Genomic DNA, 20,745 nt, shown 5'->3' with positions numbered 1-20,745 from the left:
CGTTCACAGACCACATCCCTCCTGCCGGTGGCCCGATCGGGAGGGCGACCAGTATGGACGCCTGAAGTGCAGCGGGTGGCTCGCGAGCGAAGTCCGGCAGCGTTCGCCTGCGTTGTGAGTAGCGGGCTCCAGGCAGTCAGTCAAAGGCCACGACCAGGCGAACACCTTCGTCGCCGAAGCGGCCTGCCAGGGCCTTCATCACCGCGAAGACGTGCGGCCAGTGAGTCTCAGGCCCCAGGGCTGCGCCGACCGTCAACGGCTCGTACGTACAGGTCAGTTCATCAGTAACCCACTCCACGCGTTCCGTCGCGTCGCGCAGGTCGAATGGTGGTTCACCCACCACGGACAGGGCCTCAAGCAGTCGCGAGTCGGAAACCGGATGCTGATGCAGGATCGATGGCATCGCCTTCGTGCGCCACGTCAGCCGGCCGATGAATTCATGCGGGGTTGCCGTGAGATCGATCGAAGCCAGCTCCGCCCAGTTGACCCAACTCGCGCTGTGCAGGTCGCCCGGTGCGACCCAAGGACCCAACTGCGAGCGGATCCCGCTCGACAGATCGGCGGGAAGACCCCGGTCCGGTGCGAGCGGTTGGAAGCCCGCGTAGTTGCGTACTCCGAAGAGACAACCGAAGGCCGCGTAGTCGGTTTCGTCGTACAGCGGCCAGAGATCCATGGCGGCCACCCAGGGCTCGCCGTCGTAGTAGTCGGTACCGGCGCCGGGATGGCGAAACTCGATGCCGCCATGGATGTCCGTACTCACGGCGCCGCACCCTAACAGCGCTCGCCCGGACGGACGCGAACAGCGCCGGTCAGTAGCGGAGGCGGGCCATGTCCCCATCGATGCGCAGGATGCAGTCTCTGAAGCAACCCAGGGGCACTCCCTCGTCCGAGGGGTGCAGGGTCAGTGCCAGATCCATCAGGGGGCGGATTGCCTCCGCATGCCGACTCCCGTCCGGGTCAGGGCCCCGTACTGCCGCCCACGCCTCGAACAGCGCGCTGACACCCTCCCAGCCCGGTCCGGGCACGAAATGGCACAAAAACGTTGGCTGGTCGATCCCGTACTCGCGGAGCTCACCGACCCGAACGTCTCCGCGCATGAGCCACCACACCTTGGTCACGCTGCGGCCCTCCCGGTGTTCGGCTCCAAAAACACGCTAACGCCGTTCACGTACACCCGAACTGTGAGTACCAGCCCTTCCATGTAGGGCAGGACGGTTGCGCCGGTTCAAAAAGGACCATGAGCGCGGCTTAACGTGGGTCATCAAGCGGCGTGCACAGACCTCCTCCCTGCTCACAGCAACTCGCCTGCGGGCGGCTCGGGAAACGCCACGGCCAAGCGGACGCCGCCATCCGAAACGGCCAGCCAGAGCCCTGATCACCGCGAAGACGTGCGGCCAGTGAGTCTCAGGCCCCAGGACTGCGCCGACCGTCAGCGGTCCGTAAGTGCACATCACTTCACCAGTGATCCACTCCACGCAGCCCATCGGACAGTCCAGGCCGCTCGGACCCACTGATCGAGCGTGCATGATGCGGGTCTGGCGTCGTATGCGTATCACTGAGTCAAGGCTGCGGCTGTCGCCAGCGCTCCATGCCTGGCCGACTGTGCCTGGCACGAGGTCGCCCACTCACCCAGGGCGTTCCCCAGCTCGTTCGAGAGCTTGGCCAGGTAATCGTCGGGATTGTCGGCCGCGGTTCTCGCAGCTGCTCGCAGGCTCTCGATGGTCACCATCTCCATCTTCGGACCATGCACGAATTGCTTGACGCCGAAGTCGTCCAACCGTCCAATGATCTTTCCGATGAACTTGCCGATACACCCTTTGACCTCTGGGCTGGGATCCCCATCCCAGATCGCGTAAAGACGCACCGCCACCGATCGCAGAGCTCCTTCCTCGGCTGGACCAGACATGGTCATTCTCACCAAGGCTTCGACGATCAGTAGTTTCGTTTTTGGGCTGAACGTCGGATCCCAGCAGCCGTCCACCACACGGGGCCAGTGCAGGGAGTGGCAAGTGTCGAGTCTGGTCGCATTTCGGCAGAGCAGTTCTGCGGCGACAAGTCGTGCGCTGGGGGACGCAGATCTGAGAGCCGCATCGATCACGAGGATGGCTGTTTCGTGCGAGACCCTGGGCAATCTTGCGTCTCCACTCGGAAAGTCAGATTGGCTCCCATCCGGGTCACAGGACCACAGATCGACAAGGAGAACCACCGCGAGTTCCGCCTGATCAAGCCTTGTGAGGGCCAAGAGCCCCGACGCCAGTGCTGCTGGGTGCGCGGGCCCAGAATCACGTGGGGAGATGAGTTGCCCGGCACGCATCGCTGCGTCGAGCCGTAACTGTCGTTGCTGCTCGTCGTGTTCGTTCCCCAGTCGCCGCTCCGTCTGGAGGTTGATGCTGTATCCAATCAGCGCCACCGATGCAGTGACCAGTACACCGATGTACGTGAGGACGGCTGCGAGCCGTGACGAATCACCCGTGCCCAGAAGTTGGCCGCGCAGCAACACCGCAGGCAGAAAGAGCGCAGCGAGGAGGGTGACCCACGATAGGACAGTGATCGTCTTTGGTCTCTTACTCATGACGCGCCTCCACTTCTGAGGCCACGAGCTGCTCATGGTTCCTCATGATGGTGCGGACGAAACGTGATGCGCAGCCGAAGGTAGGAAATGCCCCGTCCCATCGACTACTGAGATCAACCCTTTGTCGGAGCCAACCTCAAAGGGTTTGTGAGCAAGGCTTGACATGGATCAAGCCGTCGTTCCTGTGGATGATGTACCGCTGCGGCTGGGGTGCGAAAGCGGGCCAGGAGACTGTCCTGGCTGTCGAGATCACCCGCGATGGCTTCGAGTGGGCGCTGCGACGCGCGTGCCTGTCGAGTCATGTCGGCGGGGTGCATCCCGACCGAGCCGCCTGGCAGCGTCAGTTGAAGCGTGCGCCCGCTCGCGTGCAGTGGGACCCCGAGCGGGATCTGCGCCTGCGGCCGCTGCCCTACCGTGCCCTGCAGCTCGGTCTGTCCGATGAGGCCGTGCGCCGCTACGCGGACGAGTGGACGGTCGGTATCCGCGACGTGACACCGCTCGCCCACGAGAGACGACCAGGCCTCTGACGGACAAACCGTCACAGCGCCGGTGCCGCTACGCTCCCCTGTCGTGCAGCAGACGCGTCTCGACACCGGTCGGATCCGGGCCGCTCGCCGGGTGATCGACCCGGTGTTTCTCGGCACTCCGCTGTATCGCTGTGAGGCGTTGGAGCCCGGTCTCGGGTGTGCGGTGAGCGTCAAGCTCGAAACGGCGAACCCGGTCCGCAGTTTCAAGGGGCGCGGCACCGAGGTGGTCGCGAGTCTGCTCGCCGAGCGTGGTCCGCGGGCCGTGGTGTGCGCCAGTGCGGGCAACCTCGGCCAGGCCCTCGCCTGGTCCGGTCGTGGCCGGGGGCTCGACGTGACCGTCGTAGCGTCCCGTTTCGCGACGGCGGCCAAGCTGGATCGCATCCGCGCGTTGGGCGCCGGGATGGAACTGGTGGACGGCGACCACGAGTTGGCGCGCGAGCGGGCTGCGGAGATCGCGCGGTACGACGGCATCCGGCTGGTCGAGGACAGCCTGGACATCGAGACCTGCGAGGGCGCGGCAACCATTGGCCTGGAACTTCTGGGACTGACAGAACAAACAGAACGACAGGCGGAACTGGCCGAACTGGCCGAACTGGCCGACACCTCACCGCCGTTCAATACCGCACCGCCATTCAAAACCGCGACGCCGTTCGACACCGCGACGCCGTTCGACGCCGTCCTGGTCGCTCTCGGCGGTGGGGCGCTCGCCACCGGCGTGGGGCATGTGCTGAAGGCCTTGGCGCCCGGTGTCGAGGTGATCTGTGTCCAGCCGTTGGGCGCGCCGGCGATGACGCGCTCGTGGCGCGCGCGGCGCGTCGTCACCACCGGGTCGACCGACACCATCGCCGACGGCGTCGCCGGCCGGCGCCCCATCCCGGCCGTCCTGGACGATCTCCTCCTGGTCGCCGACGACGCCGTCCTCGTCCAGGAGGCGTCGATCATCACCGGTATGCGCATGCTCCTCGACCACGCCGGCCTCGTCGTCGAACCGTCGGCCGCGCTCGGCATCGCGGCGATCCTGGAAGACCGTGACCGTTTCGCCGGCCGGCATGTGGTCACCATCGTGTGCGGCGGCAATGTCGACGGTGACGCCTATCGCCGTTGGGTCGGCGCGGCTCCCGTCCCGCACCAGGCCTGACCACCATGAGCACCGCCTGCCAGACGTACGCCGAGGACTCCGCGGGTGTCGTGAGAGGGTGCGGCGTGGTTCATCACTTGCGCTTCTTCTTCGAGGCCGGCGTGGACGTTCCGCTGTGGCCGGACGACATGGACGGACGACATGGCCGGACGACATGGACAGCCCCTACGGCTACCCCCTGCGAGCCGGCAAGGCCGAGCGAGTGGTACCAGGCGCTCCGCCGTGAGTTGGGCACCGGCTGGGTGTCCGGGACGAGAGCCTGACGAGAGCCTGTTGCAGTCGCCGTTCTTCCCGCTCGCCGTGTCAAGCATTTCGGCCTCGTTCAGAAAGACCGGCGGCCGCGCTCTCCCCGCCCTACGATCCCGCACATGCTGATTCGTCGCACACTACGGATGATCATCGTGCTCGCTGTGGCTCTCGCCGGAGCGATCGGGGGTGGGGTGGGGACGGCACAGGCCGAGGGGACCCGGGGCTCGGGCGGCTCGTACGATCGGCAGCTGCTGTTCTACAACCACTCCTTCGGAGTCCTCGACCGGGAGACCGCCGACGCCATCGAGCACTCCGACTACCTGCGGGAGTTCGCCAACTTCCAGGTCCGCACCACGACCGGTAGCGGCGGAGAGACCTGGACCGGCCGCTATCTGATGGGCCGCGAGACCTACCTGGAACTGTTCGGAGTCGGTGACGTCCCCGGTCAGGACGGCACCCTCGGCTCCGCCGGACTCGGCCTCTCGGTCGAACGCGAGGGCGACCTGGCGACAGTCAAGGAACGGCTGAAGGACGAGGGGGTCACCGAACCCGTCGACTTCCTCCAGACCCGGGACTTCGGTGACGGTGTGCCCGTGCCGTGGTTCGACGCGGTCCTCACGACCCTTGAGTACGACGCCTTCGACGCCTGGGGGATGGAGTACCGGCCGGAGTACTTCGCCGACCCGCGCGGCAACACCGAGCCGCCGAGTTTCCCCGGTGACGTCGGCCGGGAGCGCTACCTCTCCGACGACTACCGCACCCACCTCATGCGGGACGTGACCGCCGTCCGGATCGCAATCACCCCGGGTGACCTCGCCGACACCGTGCCGCTGCTGCGGGCCGGCGGGTTCACCGTCCGGACGGTCGCGGGCGGCGGGGTCGTCGCGGAGGGCGGCGGCACCACGATCCGGTTCGACGTCGTACCCCGCGAGCAAGCGGGATACGAGCAGGTCGACATGTCACTCAACCGGCCCGTGAAGGACCGGCACGTGGAGCAGATCGGCAACTCCACCCTCACCGTCGGCCCCGGCAGCCGTGCGGTGTGGACGTTCGCCAAGAACGGCACGAACGGCACCACCCGCTAGACAGCACGTGCGCCCCCTTCCGCCGAAGGAAGGGGGCGCACGCCTCTGGATGATGTACCGCTCGCCCCGCTGTCAGCTCTCCGTGCGAGCCGGCAGTCGCCACCCCGGCCGCGGGAAGTGGCAGGTGTAGCCGTCCGGGTACCGCTGGAGGTAGTCCTGGTGCTCGGGCTCGGCCTCCCAGAAGGGGCCGACCGGCTCCACCTCGGTGACGACCTTGCCCGGCCACAGGCCCGACGCGTCCACGTCCGCGATCGTGTCCTCGGCTACGCGCTTCTGCTCGTCGTCGACGTAGTAGATCGCCGAGCGGTAGCTGAGGCCGATGTCGTTGCCCTGGCGGTTCTTGGTGCTCGGGTCGTGGATCTGGAAGAAGAACTCCAGGAGCGCGCGGTAGTCGGTCCGCTCCGGGTCGAAGAGGATCTCGATGGCCTCCGCGTGCGTGCCGTGGTTGCGGTACGTCGCGTTCGGCACATCACCCCCGGTGTAGCCGACCCGGGTCGCCGTCACGCCCGGCAGCCGGCGGACCAGCTCCTCCATCCCCCAGAAGCATCCGCCCGCCAGCACGGCCCTCTGCGTCTGCGCAGCCATCGCGACCCTCCAATTTCCGTCAGCTCGATCACTCGGGCGGTTCGGTCACCCGGCTCGTACCCCACCGGCGTCCTTCACCCAGTGTGCTCAACGCACGAGGGGTCCGCGCGATTCCACGACGACCTGTTCCTCCTGGCCCGCCGGATCCCCCTGTGCGCCCTGCCCCGGGGCCCGGAAGCCGCCGATCCTCTCCTCCAACAGTTCGGCCAGCCGCAGCGGGGTCCGGTCCTCGAACATCGGGCCGACGATCTGCACCCCCACTGGCAGACCTTCGGGCGACCGCCCCGCCGGTACGGCCGTGGCGGGCAGCCCGGGCATGGTGGCCAGGCCGGCCCAGACGAGCTGGTCGAAGTACGGGTGCGCCACGCCGTCGATGTCGAGCCGGCGTGCCAGCGGATCGGGGTTGTGGTCGTGCGGGAACGCGGGCGTGGGCGTCACGGGGCACACCACGGCGTCGAACGCGCCGAAGAGCCTCCGCCAGCCGTGCCGGTGCAGCTCCCGGCGGTTGTTCACCTCCATCCAGTCCCGGTGACTGAGCACCATGCCGCGCAGCCGTGCCGCGTCGAGGCTGCGGTCGTCCGGGCTCAGTCCCGCGGCGCGGGTGCGAAGGTGCTCGTACTCCTCGACGGGGAACCGTGCGACGGAGCCCGAGAACAGCAACTGCGTGTAGAGCAGCGCCGCTTCGGTGAGATCGGGCAGCAGTGGCGTGTGCCGTTCGACGCGGGCACCGGCGTCGGCGAGCGCGTCGGCCACCCGGTGCACGCCCGCCCGCACCGCGGAGCCCGTCGGGACGAGCGGATGCTCGTCGAGGACCAGGACCCGGAAGTCGCCGAGCCGCTCGTGGCGCGCGGGCGGCGGCGTCACGTCGTACGCCACGCCGAGGGTCAGCGGGTCGGGTCCGGCCATGACGTCGAGCAGGAGGGCGAGGTCGCGGGCGGTGCGCGCCATCGGGCCGACGACGGCGAGGTCGGACTCGACCGGGAGCGCCGGCGTGGTCGGCGGGACCATGCCGCGGATAGCCGCCAGCCCGAGGGTCGGCTTGTGCGCGTAGACACCGCAGAAATGCGCGGGGGTGCGCAGCGAACCGGCGAGGTCGGACCCGATGGACAGCGCACCGAACCCGGACGCCAGGGCCGCCGCCGATCCGCCGGAGGATCCGCCCGACGTACGGGCGTGGTCCCAGGGGTTGTTGGTGGTGCCGTGGATCTCGTTGAAGCTCTGTATGTCCTGCAGCCCGAACGGCACGTTGGTCTTTCCGAGGACCACCGCGCCCGCGGCCCTGAGCCGGGACACCTGCACCGCGTCCTCGGCGGGTACGTACGTCCGGTGCGCGGGCATGCCCCAGGTCGTGGGCAGGCCGGCGATGTCGTACGACTCCTTGACCGTCACCGGGATGCCGAGCAGAGGCCGGTCCTCGCCGCGGGCGCGGGTCTCGTCGGCGGCGCGTGCGGCGGCCCGGGCGCGGTCGAAGTCCGGCACGCAGATCGCGTTGATCTCCTTGTCGTGCCGCTCGATACGGGTGATCGCCTCGTCGGTCAGTTCAGCCGAGGACACGTCACCGGCGCGCAGGGCGGCGGAGAGTTCTTCGGCTGTCGGGAAATTCCACGGATTCGGCTCCATGGATCCGACCGTAACGACCATGCGGAGGAGCCACGAAATGCCTTTCCGCGCAACGGGGTCGGCGCCTCGCGTGCCGTCGTCAGCCGCTCTGCGACAGGCCTTCGACGCTGTCCTTCATGAGGGCCGAGTACTGCGCGGACATCTTGTCGACGTAGGTCTGGAGGTTGAACTGGCGCTCGACGTGTCTGCGCCCTTCCTGGCCGAGCCGGTGGGAGAGGTCCGGGTCCAGGAGCAAGTTCCGTACGCGGTCGCTGAGTTGACCGAGGTCCCCGGGTGTCACCACGTATCCGGTCCGGCCGTGGACGACGGTTTCCGGCAGGCCCCCGGTGGCGGTGACGACGACGGGTCGACCGGCGGACATCGCTTCCAGGGGAGCGAGCCCCAGCGGCTCCGGGTAGTCCGAGGGATAGACGACGACGTGGGACCGGGCGTAGAGGCCCGGCATCTTCTCCTTGGGCGCGGGCACCAGGTCCACGTGGGACCGCAGTCGCAGATCGTCGATCAGCCGGTTGAGCCGTACGAGGAAGCCCTGCTGTTCCTCGTGCCAGTCCACGACTTCGTGCGGGCTGGTCAGGACGAGGCGGACGGACAGCCCGTTCTGTCTGAGGGCGCCGATCATGCGGACCGCCAGCTCCGCACCCTTGTCCGGGATGAGGCGGGCCGGCAGCAGGACGGTACGGGGACCGTCGTCCCGGGCCGGCGGCAGATCGCGGAACCGGCCGGTGGCGATGCCCAGATAGACGCGGCGGGCGCGGATGCCGAGGTGCGTCCGGCAGGCGAACGCGAGGTATTCCGAGACCACGAAATGGCCGTCCCAGGAACCGCAGAACTGGGCGGTCCACGGGTCCTCGGGCCAGATGCTGTGGTACGTGTGCAGCAGCGGCGTACCCGTGCGTTCCCTGAGCCGGCTGAGCGCCAGGGCCGGTACCGGGGAGAAGTGGTGCAGGTTGTGGCCGTGCACGAGCTCGATCCCGCGGGTGTCCACCACCCGCGCGAGCCACGCGTGCAGCTCGGCGGCCTGGCGCTCCTCGGCGGGCGTCACCCAGCTCCGCCCGCCGCGGGTCCCGCCCGGAGTGCCGGCGCGGTACTCGGTCAGCCGTAACAGGCGATGGCTGAGGATCTCGACCTGGTCGACCGCCTGCGGCCGCGGCTCGCCGGTCAGCACGGTCACCCGGTGTCCCTGCCGCGCCAACGAGGCGGCGTAGTCGGCCAGATGGGATTCGACGCCGCCGACCGTGGGCGGAAAGGCCCAGTGCACGAGGGCTATGGAACGCCGGATGTCCGCCCGCCCGCCACGTACCACGTGTCTCCCTCTCCTCGGGGACCGCTCTGCCTCAGGTCGTGCAGGAACCTCCGGCGTCGATGCGCCACTCCTCGGTGTCGATGCCCCGTACCTCCGCGCCGCCGTGGAGGTCGACGGTCACGTCGACGGATCGCTCGCCGAGCCTCAACCCCCGCACAGCGTAGGGTGATTCGAGCCCCATGCGTGAGGGCGCGATCGGCCGTAGCGTCAGTCGGCGGTCGGGGACGTCGGCGTCCACCCGGAGCATCGCGGAGCAGAGCAGTGCCGCCGAGGCGGCCGCCCAGGCCTGCGGTCGGCAGGAGGGTGGATACGGGGCCGGCCGGCCGAACCGGGAGTTCGGGTAGACCGCGTAGAGCTCGGGCAACCGGTAGTCGAAATGCCGGGCCGCGTCGAGCATCCCGCCGAGCAGGGTGGCGGCCTCGTCGACGAATCCCGTGGCGGCGAGCCCGTGCACGGCGATGGCGGAGTCGTGCGCCCAGACCGATCCGCCGTGATAGCTGAACGGATTGAATCCGGCCAGGTGCGCGGAACGGGTGCGGATCCCCCAGGGTGTCCGCAGTCCGTCCGACATGAGCGCCTCGGCCACCGCCCGGTGTTCCTCCTCCCCTTGGAGGAGGCCGGAGTTCAGCAGGTGCCCCATGTTGGAGGCCCTGCCGGTGACGGGACGTCCGGTGCCGTCGACGGCGATGGCCGGATAGCGTCGGCCGTCCGGCTCCTCGACCCAGAAGGACCGCTGGAAGGCGGCGCGCAGGCGGGCCGCCCGCTCCCCCCACAGCTCGGCCTGCTCCTTCTCGCCCTCGATCGCGGTGAGGAGTTCACCGAAACCGACGGCGGCCCGGTACGCGTACCCCTGCACCTCGCACAGGGCGATGGGCGGATCGACGCGGCGTCCCTCGGCGTCACGGATCGCGTCGGGGGAGTCCTTCCAGCCCTGGTGCAGAAGACCGTCGGCCCTGCCCCTGCCGTAGCTGATCAGGTCGTCGGGGCCCAGGGTGTCCGCGACCCACTCCATCGCCGCCCGGGCGTGCGGCATGAGGCGCCTCACCTCGTCCTCGGGGAGACCCCACTTCCAGGCCTCGTGCAGGAGGACGACGAAGAGCGGAGTGGCGTCCACGGACGCGTAGTAGCGCGCCGGGAGCACCATGCCGTCGCCGTGCCGGGTCTCGGTCGGCCGCAGCTCGTGCAGGATCCGTCCGGGGGCCTCGTCCGTGAACGCGTCGTGGCGCCTTCCCTGACGGCCGGCCAGCGCCCGGAGTGTGCCGCGGGCGAGCCCGGTTCCGAACGGCAGCATCATGCGGGCCGCCCAGATGCTGTCACGGCCGAACAGGCCGAGGAACCACGGGCATCCGGCGGCCACGAACTGGTTCTCGGGCTCGTCGGCGGAAGCGGTCGGCTCGGCCAGCCGCAACGCCTCCAGGTCGGCCAGCCCCCTCGTGAGCAGAGCGGCCATGTGCTCGTGCCCGGTCACCTCGACCCGCCCCCACGGAGCGGGCTGCCGCGGCGGTACCGGGTAGCCCGCCACCGTCGTGGTCTTGCCCTGCACGAGCAGTCGTACGGACCACTCCTCACCCGGCTTCAGCCGCAGCTCCCAGCGGAACTCCGCCCGTCCCGGCCGGTGGTCGTCCAGCGTGATCTTCGGTGCGGGCCCGCCGTCGTGCGGCGGAACGGGCTCGGCCCGCAGCACGACCTCGCTGTTGTCGTGCGGGCTGTGCCAGCGCACCGCAGGGACGATGCCTTCGCCGTGTTCGCAGGGGACGTCGGCGGCCGGGTACCCCGCCTTGATCGTGGCCACGTCGGCGAGGTCGGTGGCGGCCAGCACCGAGACGGTGAACCGCGCCGCCTCGGGTCCGACGTTCTGCAGCAGGACGACGTCACCCGACTCCGCGACATCGGGACGCGTGACCGTGCGGTCCCGCGCGACCAGCAGCCAGGGGGCGGAGGTCGGGTCCTCGGACGACCTGCACATCGCCTGGAAGAACGCCTCCCGGGAGCCCTCGGGGCGATGCGCGACGTGTTCCGGTTCCTGGTCGTCGACGAGCAGCCGCAGGGTGTGCAGGAGCCTTCGGTCCTGGTCGTAGAAGCCGTCGACGCCGCTGCCCCGCAGCTGGCCGTCCCGGGGCGACAGCGCGAACGACGGCGCGGCCAGGCAGACCACCGAGTCGTCCAGGAACGGCTGGCGGCCCGGCGGGAGGGAGGCGGAGTCGATCACTGGTGGCACCTTTCCACAACGCTGCGAGGCCAGCTGCGCCGGTGCCGGCTCGGCCCGTCGAGCATGCGTCGCATCCTCCCGAAACGGCGAGGGAGAACGTCCGGAAAAACACCTGAGACAGCCACTTGATGGTGAATCACGATAACGGCTCGCCGACGCGACAGCCATCATGCGGGGCCACGCCGGACGTTCGCAGGAGGTTTGCGCAACGGAGGCGTCAAGAGCCGCTTCTCGCCTCATACTTGTTGTTCCAAACGGGGAACGGTGTTGGGCGGGGGGACCCCATGCGCCGTAACAGTCGGGGCGCACGACGTCTGAATCAGGTGCTCGCGGTCGCGGGCGCCGCCATCGCCGCGGGCGCGCTCGCCGGGGTCAGGTTCGTCGAAGGCGGATGGCAGTTCCTGGTGATCTGCCTGCTGGCCCTGGGGACCGGCCTCGGCGCCTACACCGGGCGCGCCTTCCAGAAACAGGCCGAAGGGCTGCCGCCGCAGGTGCTGATCAGTCATCCCCACGGTGACGAACCGTGGGCGCACTGGCTGGCCTGGCGATTACGGCGCAGCGGGTATCTGACCTCCACCCGGCCGTGGGCGACCGCGGAGCACCCGGTGCCGCCGCCTCCCGAGGTGGCCCCCGATCATGAACTGATCATTGTCTCCCGGATGTTGGACGACCTGAATCACCATCCGGGGCTGAGTCGCATCACCCGGAGCCGCGGCAGATCCGCCCTCGTTCTGGTGACGGCGCACCACGACCCGCCGTTGACGCGCTGGGCCGGCTGCGAGGTGCTGACGCTGGCCGGGCGCGACGCCGACGACGCGGCCGCCACCGTCGACACCCGCCTGCACCAGGCGGGCGCGGTGCCGCTCCCGGCGTACACGGCCCCCCACATCGTCGGCGAGGTCGAACCGCGCTATCCGGCGAGGGGCCCGCTGATCAGCAACTTCGACCGGCGCGAGGCCTCCCACTTCACGGCCCGCCGCAAGGAACTGGCCCTGTTGCGTGAGGTCCTCGGCACGGTCAATGTCTCGCGCGACGCACGGACATGCGCGATCCACGGGCTCAGCGGGATCGGCAAGACCCGCCTGGCGCTGGAGTACGCCCGCAGGTACGAGGACCTCTTCGACGTCATCTGGCGGGTGGAGGCCGCGCACGCGCCGACCGCCCGCGCGAGCCTTCTCGATCTCGCGCACCGGCTCCACACGGCCCGTGACCAGCCCGCGGGCAGCACGGCGCAGCACGACGACCGGGACCCCGAACAGACCCTCCAGGAGCTGCTGTCCAACGAGCTGCCCAGGACCAGAGCGCTGCTGATCTACGACGGGGCCGAGGACGACTCCGCCATCCGCCAGTTGCTGCCGGACGCCGGGGACGGCGGCCAGGTCCTGATCACCTCGGTCAACCCCGTGTGGCAGCGGAGCGCGCCGCGCCATCGCATCGCACTGGAGGCGTTCACCACCGAGGAGGCCGTGGCCTTCCTCAGCGACGCGAGCGGCATCGGCGACGAGGACGGACTGGCGAGGATCGTCGACCAGCTGGGCCGGCTGCCTCTCGCGCTGGAGTCCGCGGCCGCGTCGCTGCGCGACGATCCCGACATCGAGGGGTATCTGCGGGCACTGGAGATCCGCTCGCAGCTGGTTCCGTCCATCCATCCGGAGACGAGCCGCAGCGGTGCCCCCGCCTGGATCCTCTCCTTCAAGCAGGCGGAGGAGAAGGACGAGGTCGTGGGGCTGCTCCTGCGTCTGTGCGCCTTCCTGGCACCGCAGGGCATCCCCGGTTACTTCTTCGAGGCCGCCAGGGGTCGCACCGATCTGCTGCCGGAGCGGCTGCACGCCGAGGTGGCGGACCCGGCGCGGGGCCGCCGCATCAGGGAGACCGCGAGGAACTCCTCGCTGCTGACCGGCGAGGCGAAGCTCGTGATGCACGCGCAGGTGCAGGCGGTGATCCGCAAGGAGATGTCCGTCGCGGAGCAGACGCAGAACGCGAAGGCCGCTGCGTACCTGGTCAACGGGTGGTTCCCGCAGGACCCGGACCGGGAGGGGACCTGGCCGCAGTGTGTCGAGCTGCTCCCGCACGCCCGGGCCGTGCTGGACCACTGCCGGGAGCTCGGTGTCGTCGACGCGAACACCTCGGATCTGTTGCAGGGCATGGGCGAGTACTTCCGGGTGCAGAGCGACCGCGCGGAGGCGGAGCGGCTGCTGACGGACGCCCTTGCGCAGCGCGTACGACTGGGGGGCCGCAACACCTCGCCGGTCGCCAACACCCTGGTGTCGCTCAGCCGGCTCAAGTTGCTGAGTGCCGAACTGCTCGAAGCCCGGACGTTCGCCGAGGAGGCACTCGCGATCCGCCTCCGCATCGACGGCGAGCGCGAGCCGCGCACGCAGGAGAGCCGGATGCAGCTCGGGCGCGTACTGCGGGAACTCGGCGACTTCGAAGGGGCGTCCGAGGCCGCGGCCGAGACGCTGCTGCGCCTGCGACGGCTGGACGAGCCCAACCCGCTGAAGATCGCCGACGGTCTGATCGAACTGGGTCTGGTCCGCTGGCGGCAGGGGCAGCTCCCCGCGTCGGTGGACCTGTACCGCGAAGCGCTGCGGCTTCTGGAGCAGACCCCGGGAGGAAGCGAGCCCGCGCGCCGCAACCCGACGGCGTTCGTCCACCAGTCGCTGGGGCTGGCCCTGCTGGACTCCCACGACCTACAGGGAGCCGAACGGCACCTGCGGACCGCCCTGGACATCCTGGAACGCGCCGGGTACGCGGCCGGGCATCCGGTCGTCCTCTCCTCGTCCGTTCATCTGGGCGAGACGCTCCGGCAGCGGGCGGCGAGGTTCCGGGGCAACCGCGACCGGCGCTCCCCCAGCGCGCGTGAGCGGTCGTTCCCGGGGGAACGCGAGGCGGAGCGGCTGCTCGCGGAGGCGAAGCACATCTTCGACGAGGTGCTGTCCGCACCCCATATGAACGGCGACCGGGACCACCCCGACCGGGCCTGCGCCCTGGTCCGCTACTCGCATCTGCTGCACGAACTGGGCAACAGCGAGGCGGCGATGACGGAGGTCACGAACGCGATCGCGATCTACACCGGCAAGTACGGGGCCGAGCATCCCTATGTGGCCGAGGCCCGGTACCGCAGGGCACTGATCCTCAAGGGGTCCGGCGGGCAGCCCGAGCGCTGGAAGGACGACCTGAGGACGGCCCGCGAGATCTACGGAGGGATTCACCCCGCGGACCACCCCCTCATCGAGCAGATCGAGGAGGAACTGCGGGACTCCCCCTGAGCGGGCGGGGTCGCGAGCGGTCCTGCGCTTCTTCACGCGGCCGGCCGGTCACTCCGTGTCCGCGTCCGTGTCCGTGTCCGTGTCCGTGTCCGCGTCCGCGAAATAGATCACCAGCGTCTGTTCCGGCTGTTCGGCCAGGTGGAAGGCCGTGTAGGTGTAGGTGACCGGGGTGGTGCGGCCCGGTGGGCGCAGGCGTTTGCGGCCGCTGTGGCGGGCCTGTACCTCGTACCGCGGCCACCAGGAGCGGGCTTCCGGGCTGTGTTCGTGGAGTTCGTCGATGAGGCGGGTGTAGCGCGGGTCGGCGGGATGGCGGCCGGCCAGGGCGCGGAGGCGGGCCAGCAGGCCTCTCGCCTCGGGTTCCCAGTCGGCCAGGACGTCGCGGGCCAGGGGTTCGAGGAACACCCAGCGCAGGAAGTTCGGGGGACGGTCCGTCGGCGCGGTGAGCTTCGGGAACAGGTCGGCGGCGGGCTGGTTGTGGGTGAGTACGTCGTAGGTGCCGTCGATGATGTACGCCGGGTGCGGCTGCAGGAGGAGAGGCACCGACGCCACCTCGGTGGTGAGGGGCTCGAAGGGCTCGGGGTCGGTCGGCGGGGTGTGGTGACCGGCCAGCCGGAGCAGGTGGTCGTGTTCGTGCCGGTTCAGGCGGAGTACCGAGGCCAGGGACTCCAGTACCTGTTCGGAGGCGCGGATCTCCCGCCCCTGTTCGAGGTACGTGTACCAAGTCGCGCTGATTCCGGCGAGCAGGGCGAGTTCCTCACGCCGGAGGCCTGGCGTGCGGCGGCGGCCGGTCCACGGGAGGCCCACCTCGTCCGGCGTGACGCGTTCCCTGCGGCTGCGCAGGAACGCGCCCAGTTCCTGCCGTCGGTCCGGCTGTTTCGTCGCCTGTCGCGCATGGTTCGGCATCTGTGTGGGAGTCCTGATTCCAGAATAAACACGGTCTGGATACCAGGCTAAGCACATTCCAAACTGAGGCCAAGGGGGACGAGCGGACAACAGCAACCAGGAGGTCCACCATGCCCGGATTCGACGGAGTCAATGGCATCGACGGAATCGACGGCAAGGTCGTGGCGATCACCGGTGCCGGCACCGGCATCGGTGAGGCGACCGCACTGCTGCTGGCCGAGCGGGGTGCGCGCGTGGTGCTGGGCGGGCGCCGGATGGAGCGGCTGGCGGAGGTGGCGGCCCGGATCGAGAAGGCGGGCGGTGTCGCCGTAGCGATCCGTACCGACGTGACCCGGCGCGACGACCTGCACGCCCTGGTCGCGCTGGCCCGTGAGCGGTTCGGGCGGCTCGACGTGCTGTTCGGCAACGCGGGGGCCGGCCCGATCTCGCCCCTCGACGATCTGCGGGTCGACGAGTGGGACGAGATGGTCGACGTGAACGTGAAGGGGCTGCTGCACGGGATCGCCGCCGCGCTGCCGGTCTTCCGCGCGCAGGGCTCCGGCCACTTCGTCACCACAGCGTCGACGGCCGGGCTCCGCGTCGCACCGAACATGGCCGTGTACGCCGGCACCAAGTTCGCGGTCCGTGCCATCTGCGAAGGCCTGCGCCAGGAAGCGGGCGCGTCCCTGCGGGTCACCACAGTCTCCCCCGGTGTGATCTCCACCGGCTTCGCCGAGGCCTCGACGAACAGTCAGGTCGGGCAACAGATCACGGACATGCGGGACCGGCTGGCGATCCCGCCCGACGCGATCGCCCGGGCCGTCGCCTTCGCCATCGGGCAACCGGCCGCGGTCGACGTGAGCGAGATCGTCGTACGACCCACCGCCCAGGCCTGATCCGCATCGGCCGCGGCATCGACCGCTCTCGCGAAAGGGTGTGACACGCGAAAGGGTGTGACAGGCGCCGGAAGGACGGGATTTGATGCGTCCGTGACCGAGCCGAGCGAGCCCACCGCACCCAGCACCTTCCTCATCGGCGGCGGATGGGCCGCCCCCGTCGTCTACGAACCCTTCCTCCGCGCCGCGGGCACATCCGCCGGGTCCGCGCCCCGCGTCGCCTGCGTGGTCGTCGACGAGGGCGACGGGGACGGGGAGCGTCAATTCGCCCGCTACGAGGGCGCGTTGAGGAGCGCCGGCGACTGCACACCCGTACCGGTGCTCGTGCCGATCGGCGGGCGTTTCGACATCGGGGCGGTCTCGGACGTCGACGGGCTGCTCGTGTGCGGTGGGCTGACCCCCGCCTATCAGGACGCCTTCGCGGACTGCCTCGACCGGTTGCCGCGGCTGCTCGCCGAACGGCGTGTCCCGTACGCCGGGTTCTCCGCCGGGGCCGCCCTCGCCGCGCGGTCGGCTGTCGTCGGGGGGGTGGCTGCTCGACGGCGTCGCGGTGTGCCCGGAGGACACCGCCGAGGACCTGGACGAGATCGCCGTACGGGACGGGCTCGGGCTGGTGTCGTTCGCCGTGGACGCGCACGCGGCGCAGTGGGGGACGCTGCCCCGGCTCGTCGCCGCCGTCGCCCGGCACCGGCTCCCCCACGGCGTCGCCCTCGACGAGAACACGCTGGTCGAGGTGGCGGCGGACGGCCGTGCCCATGTCTCCGGGCTGGGCCGTGCCCACTCCGTACGGCCGTCGGTGGACGGCGTGTTCGTACGGTCCTACCGGGCCGGCGAGTCGTTCCTCACCCGGTGAGCCCGCTGCCGTACGGCCGGGTCAGGATCTCCAGGCTGTGGCCGTTCGGATCGTCGAAGTACACGCCCCGGCCGCCGTCGTTCGTGTTGATCTCGCCCTCGCGGCGGTGTGCCGGGTCTGCCCAGTACGTGAGGCCCGCCGCCTGGATGCGGCCGAAGATCGCGTCGAAGTCGTCCTCCGAGACCAGGAACGCGTAGTGCTGCGGAGCGATCTCGGCGAAGCCTGAACCGGGGTGGTCCATGTAGTCGAGGGTCACCCCGTTCGGAATGGCGACCGGGATGAACGGGCCGTACTGCGGGCTCACTTGGAGACCCAGGAGGTCGGCGAGGAATCGGGCCGACGTGTGTTTGTCGTGCGCGGCGACGATGGTGTGGTTCAGCTGCACGGTCATCGTGTGGTCCTCCTCATGCCCAAGCTACTCCGACGGCAAGCTAAGGTAAGCCTTACCTGGCTGGATGCGATCGGAGAGACAGTGACAGTGCGTGCGTTCAAGAGGAAGGCTGTCACGGCGATGGTCGCCGTGTCCGCCGTCGGGGGGTTGCTGGCCGGGTGTTCGTCGTCCTCCGCCGACAGCGATGCCGAGAAGACCGGCGAGGGCTCGCAGAACAAGGTGATCGGCGCCTCGGAGGGCCCCTCCGCCGCGCCCAGCACGCTCGCGACCGGCATGGGCTCGGACAACGACACCGACGGCACCTTCCCCCGTACCGTCACGCACTTCGAGGGTAAGACGACCATCGAGTCGAAGCCCACGAAGATCGCCGTACTCAGCACCGGACAGCTCGACGACCTGCTCTCCCTCGGTACCGTCCCGACGGCCACCACCCGCGCCGACAACGCCGGGCTCGTCCCCGACTACCTCGCGGACGCCTTCCCGGCCGACAAGCCGAAGCTCGCCGCGATGACGGACGCGGGCACGCGCCAGGCGCCCAACCTGGAGACGCTCGCCGCCGCCGAGCCCGACCTGATCCTCGCCAACGACTCGCTCGGCGACCTCTACCCGAAGCTGTCGAAGATCGCGCCGACCGTCGTCACCGCGGGCAACGGCATCAACTGGAAGCGCGACCTCCTCCTCGTCGGCGACGCGATCGGCAAGGGCCAACAGGCGCAGAAGCTGCTCGACGGGATCGTCGAGGACGCGGGCGAGAAGGGCGAGGCGCTGTCGAAGACCTCCGTGTCGATGCTGCGGTTCACGCCCGGCAGGACCCGGATGTTCGGTGTCTCGTCCTTCACCGGTTCCATCGCCGTGGACATGGGGCTCGACCGGCCCAAGTCCCAGCAGTTCAAGGCGATTTCGGAGGACATCGGCGCCGAGAGCATCGACAAGGCCGACGGCGACTGGATCTTCTACTCCGTGCAGGGCGACGCCTCCAAGACCGACGCGGCGAGCGTGCTCGCCGGCCCGCTCTGGAAGTCGATGAGCGCGGTCAGGGCCGGGCACGCCGTGAAGGTCGACGACGACCCCTGGTACCTCAACGCCGGCCCGACCGCCGCGCGCCTCGTCGTCCTCCAACTCGCCGAGGACATCAGCAAGTAGAGAGACAGAGCGACGAGCAACGGAACAGCGCAGTGAGCGTCAGACGTCTCGCCTGGCCGGCGGCCACCCTCGCGGTGGCCGCCGCCGTGCTGCTCAGCCTCGCCGTCGGCACGCGCCAGATCCCCCCGTCCGAGGTGCTCAACGCGCTTTTCCACGGCGGGAGTTCACCGGACGCGCTGGTCGTACGGTCGCTGCGGCTGCCCCGTACCGAGATCGGACTGACGGCGGGCGCGGCGCTCGGCGTCGCGGGCGCCGCACTACAGGCCGTCACCCGCAACCCGCTCGCCGATCCCGGCATCCTCGGCCTGAGCCAGGGCGCGGCGGCCGGCGTCGTCCTCGCCATCGCGACGGGCCTCGCGAGCGGTTTCACCGGCTACGTCTGGTACGCCTTCGCCGGCGCCGTCCTCGCCGCCTGCCTCGTCTACGGCATCGCCGCACGCGGCCGGGGCGGGGCCTCGCCGGTCAAACTCGCCCTCGCGGGAACGGCGTTGTCGGCGATGACGGCGGGCGGTACGACCGTCGTCCTGACCTCCAGCTCGGCCACCCTGGACCAGTTCCGGTTCTGGCAGGTCGGCTCGCTGAGCGGACGGGACGCCGACACGGTCGTGGAGATGCTGCCGTTCCTGGTGGCCGGGGCGCTGCTGGTGCTCGCCTGTGCGCGCGGGCTCGACGCGCTGGCCCTCGGCGACGAGACCGCGCGGGCGCTGGGGCATCGAGTGGGGGCCGTGCGGGTGTGCGCGGCGCTCGGCGCGACCCTGCTGGTGGCGTCCGCGGTGGCCGCCGCCGGTCCCATCGCGTTCGTGGGGCTCGCCGTCCCGCACCTGGCCCGGCGCCTCACCTCCGGCGGCCACCGCGCCCTGCTCCCGCTGTCCGCGCTGCTCGGCGCCGCACTGCTGGTCGCGGCGGATGTGGCGGGCAGGGTCGTGCGCTCTCCCGCCGAGGTGCCGGCCGGGGTGATGACGGCGTTGGTGGGGGTGCCGGTGCTGGTGGTGCTGGTACGGCGGAAGGCGACGGCCGTATGAGCGCCGCTGGTGTCAGCGTCCTGCGCCCTCACTCCTCCGTCTCCCTTCTCCTGCACCGGCGTTCAGCCGTCGTGGCCGCAACTCTCGTACTCGTCCTGGCCGTTGCGATGACCGCCGCCGCCTGCTGCGGGCAGACCTACATCTCGCCCGGCGAGGTGTGGCACACGCTGCGTACCGGATCGGGGCAGTACGACCTCGTCGTCAACGAGTTGAGGGTTCCCCGGATCGTGCTCGGCGCGCTGGTCGGTGTCGCCCTGGGCCTCGCCGGAGCCCTCGTGCAGACCGTCACCCGGAATCCGCTCGCCAGTCCTGACGTGATCGGGGTCGGGCACGGCGCCGCCGCCGCGACGGTGCTCGCGCTGTCCGCGGGGGTCGTCAACTCGCCCAGTGCCATGCCCGCCGTCTCCGTCCTCGGCGGGCTCGCGGCCGCCGCGCTCGTCTACGTACTGGCGTGGCGGCACGGGATGCAGCCAAGTCGGTTCGTACTGACGGGAGTTGGGATCGGGGTCGCGTTGTCGGCCGTGGTTCAGCTGTATCTCTCGGACAGCGAGCTGGAGGCGGCCGAGACAGTCAAGCTGTGGCTGACCGGTTCCCTCAACGGGCGGGGCTGGGAGCAGGCGGCGCCCCTGGCCGTCGTACTCCTGGTGTGTCTGCCGGCGCTGGTGTGGGCGGGCCGGGCCCTGCGGCCGCTCGGGCTGGACGCCGACACCGCGGCCTCGCTCGGGGTGCGGGTGGACCGGACACGGCTCGGGGTGACCGTGCTCGGGGTGGTGCTGGCCGCGACGGCGACCGGGGCGGCCGGGCCGATCGGGTTCGTCGCGCTGACCGCGCCGCAGTTGGCCCGGCGGCTCACCCGTACGCCTCAGCTGCCGCTGGTGTGCTCGGCGTTGACCGGTGCGGTGATCCTGGTGGCCGCCGATCTCGCTGCCCGCACGGTGCTGCCCCCGCTGGAGGTTCCGGTGGGGGCGCTCACCTCGTTGGTCGGGGGGCCGTATCTGTTG

General features: G+C 70.1%; 16 protein-coding genes and 1 pseudogene. 9 read left to right on the top strand and 8 right to left on the bottom strand.

Features of this window, described 5'->3' with window-relative positions; all coding sequences use genetic code 11:
• Positions 1-136 precede the first annotated feature (136 nt).
• Both AC31A1_RS03780 and AC31A1_RS03775 read right to left on the bottom strand, forming a co-directional pair.
• Positions 137-760 carry a hypothetical protein gene (locus AC31A1_RS03780; protein ID WP_489651813.1) on the bottom strand — a complete coding sequence of 208 codons (624 nt, stop codon included), beginning with the start codon at positions 758-760 and terminating at the stop codon, positions 137-139.
• A gap of 792 nt (positions 761-1,552) precedes the next feature.
• Complete coding sequence (locus tag AC31A1_RS03775) at positions 1,553-2,572, bottom strand: hypothetical protein (protein WP_489651812.1); 1,020 nt, start codon at positions 2,570-2,572, stop codon at positions 1,553-1,555.
• 107 nt (positions 2,573-2,679) lie between these two features.
• Here AC31A1_RS03775 and AC31A1_RS03770 point away from each other — a divergent pair.
• The 3 genes and pseudogenes from AC31A1_RS03770 to AC31A1_RS03760 all read left to right on the top strand — a co-directional run.
• Positions 2,680-3,081 (top strand): annotated as a pseudogene (locus tag AC31A1_RS03770) (DUF4291 family protein); the annotation flags it as partial.
• A 61-nt stretch (positions 3,082-3,142) separates the two neighbouring features.
• Positions 3,143-4,237 (top strand): threonine ammonia-lyase, encoded by a 1,095-nt coding sequence (locus AC31A1_RS03765; protein ID WP_489651811.1) that lies wholly within the window; start codon positions 3,143-3,145, stop codon positions 4,235-4,237.
• A 392-nt stretch (positions 4,238-4,629) separates the two neighbouring features.
• Entirely contained in the window at positions 4,630-5,571 is a 942-nt protein-coding gene (locus AC31A1_RS03760) for a DUF5829 family protein (RefSeq protein WP_489651843.1), read from the top strand.
• Between the two features lie 72 nt (positions 5,572-5,643).
• Here AC31A1_RS03760 and msrA read toward each other — a convergent pair whose 3' ends face one another.
• The 4 genes from msrA to AC31A1_RS03740 form a co-directional block, all read right to left on the bottom strand.
• A complete protein-coding gene (gene msrA, locus AC31A1_RS03755; RefSeq protein WP_489651810.1) occupies positions 5,644-6,156 on the bottom strand; it encodes a peptide-methionine (S)-S-oxide reductase MsrA in 513 nt (170 codons plus the stop codon).
• Positions 6,157-6,243: 87 nt separating this feature from the next.
• Positions 6,244-7,776, bottom strand: coding sequence for an amidase (locus AC31A1_RS03750; RefSeq protein WP_489651809.1), 1,533 nt, complete (start codon positions 7,774-7,776; stop codon positions 6,244-6,246).
• Positions 7,777-7,855: 79 nt separating this feature from the next.
• Entirely contained in the window at positions 7,856-9,079 is a 1,224-nt protein-coding gene (locus AC31A1_RS03745) for a glycosyltransferase family 4 protein (RefSeq protein ID WP_489651808.1), read from the bottom strand.
• Positions 9,080-9,110: 31 nt separating this feature from the next.
• Positions 9,111-11,288 carry a glycogen debranching N-terminal domain-containing protein gene (locus AC31A1_RS03740; RefSeq protein WP_489651807.1) on the bottom strand — a complete coding sequence of 726 codons (2,178 nt, stop codon included), beginning with the start codon at positions 11,286-11,288 and terminating at the stop codon, positions 9,111-9,113.
• 284 nt (positions 11,289-11,572) lie between these two features.
• On the opposite strand from AC31A1_RS03740, the gene AC31A1_RS03735 reads away from it, so the two are divergent.
• The gene (locus AC31A1_RS03735; RefSeq protein WP_489651806.1) at positions 11,573-14,557 is read left to right on the top strand and encodes a tetratricopeptide repeat protein; all 2,985 of its coding nucleotides are present in this window, start codon (positions 11,573-11,575) and stop codon (positions 14,555-14,557) included.
• A gap of 48 nt (positions 14,558-14,605) precedes the next feature.
• On the opposite strand, the gene AC31A1_RS03730 is transcribed toward AC31A1_RS03735, so the two are convergent.
• On the bottom strand, positions 14,606-15,460 hold the full coding sequence (locus tag AC31A1_RS03730; RefSeq protein ID WP_489651805.1) for a helix-turn-helix transcriptional regulator: 855 nt from the start codon (positions 15,458-15,460) through the stop codon (positions 14,606-14,608).
• A 137-nt stretch (positions 15,461-15,597) separates the two neighbouring features.
• Between AC31A1_RS03730 and AC31A1_RS03725 the strand changes: the two genes are divergently transcribed.
• On the top strand, positions 15,598-16,335 hold the full coding sequence (locus tag AC31A1_RS03725; protein WP_489651842.1) for an SDR family oxidoreductase: 738 nt from the start codon (positions 15,598-15,600) through the stop codon (positions 16,333-16,335).
• Positions 16,336-16,798: 463 nt separating this feature from the next.
• A complete protein-coding gene (locus tag AC31A1_RS03720) occupies positions 16,799-17,188 on the top strand; it encodes a type 1 glutamine amidotransferase family protein (protein WP_489651804.1) in 390 nt (129 codons plus the stop codon).
• Here AC31A1_RS03720 and AC31A1_RS03715 read toward each other — a convergent pair.
• Entirely contained in the window at positions 17,178-17,579 is a 402-nt protein-coding gene (locus AC31A1_RS03715; RefSeq protein ID WP_489651803.1) for a VOC family protein, read from the bottom strand. The genes AC31A1_RS03720 and AC31A1_RS03715 overlap by 11 nt on opposite strands.
• A gap of 120 nt (positions 17,580-17,699) precedes the next feature.
• Here AC31A1_RS03715 and AC31A1_RS03710 point away from each other — a divergent pair, with 120 nt between their 5' ends.
• The 3 genes from AC31A1_RS03710 to AC31A1_RS03700 all read left to right on the top strand — a co-directional run.
• A complete protein-coding gene (locus AC31A1_RS03710) occupies positions 17,700-18,722 on the top strand; it encodes an ABC transporter substrate-binding protein (protein WP_489651802.1) in 1,023 nt (340 codons plus the stop codon).
• 32 nt (positions 18,723-18,754) lie between these two features.
• The gene (locus tag AC31A1_RS03705; RefSeq protein ID WP_489651801.1) at positions 18,755-19,744 is read left to right on the top strand and encodes a FecCD family ABC transporter permease; all 990 of its coding nucleotides are present in this window, start codon (positions 18,755-18,757) and stop codon (positions 19,742-19,744) included.
• On the top strand, positions 19,741-20,745 hold a 1,005-nt coding region (locus AC31A1_RS03700; protein ID WP_489651800.1), incomplete at its 3' end, for a FecCD family ABC transporter permease. The genes AC31A1_RS03705 and AC31A1_RS03700, both read left to right, overlap by 4 nt.

Source organism: Streptomyces sp. P5F9 (assembly GCF_057961495.1).
Note: the sequence above shows the minus strand (reverse complement) of the source record. Positions and strands in the feature narration are given on the sequence as shown.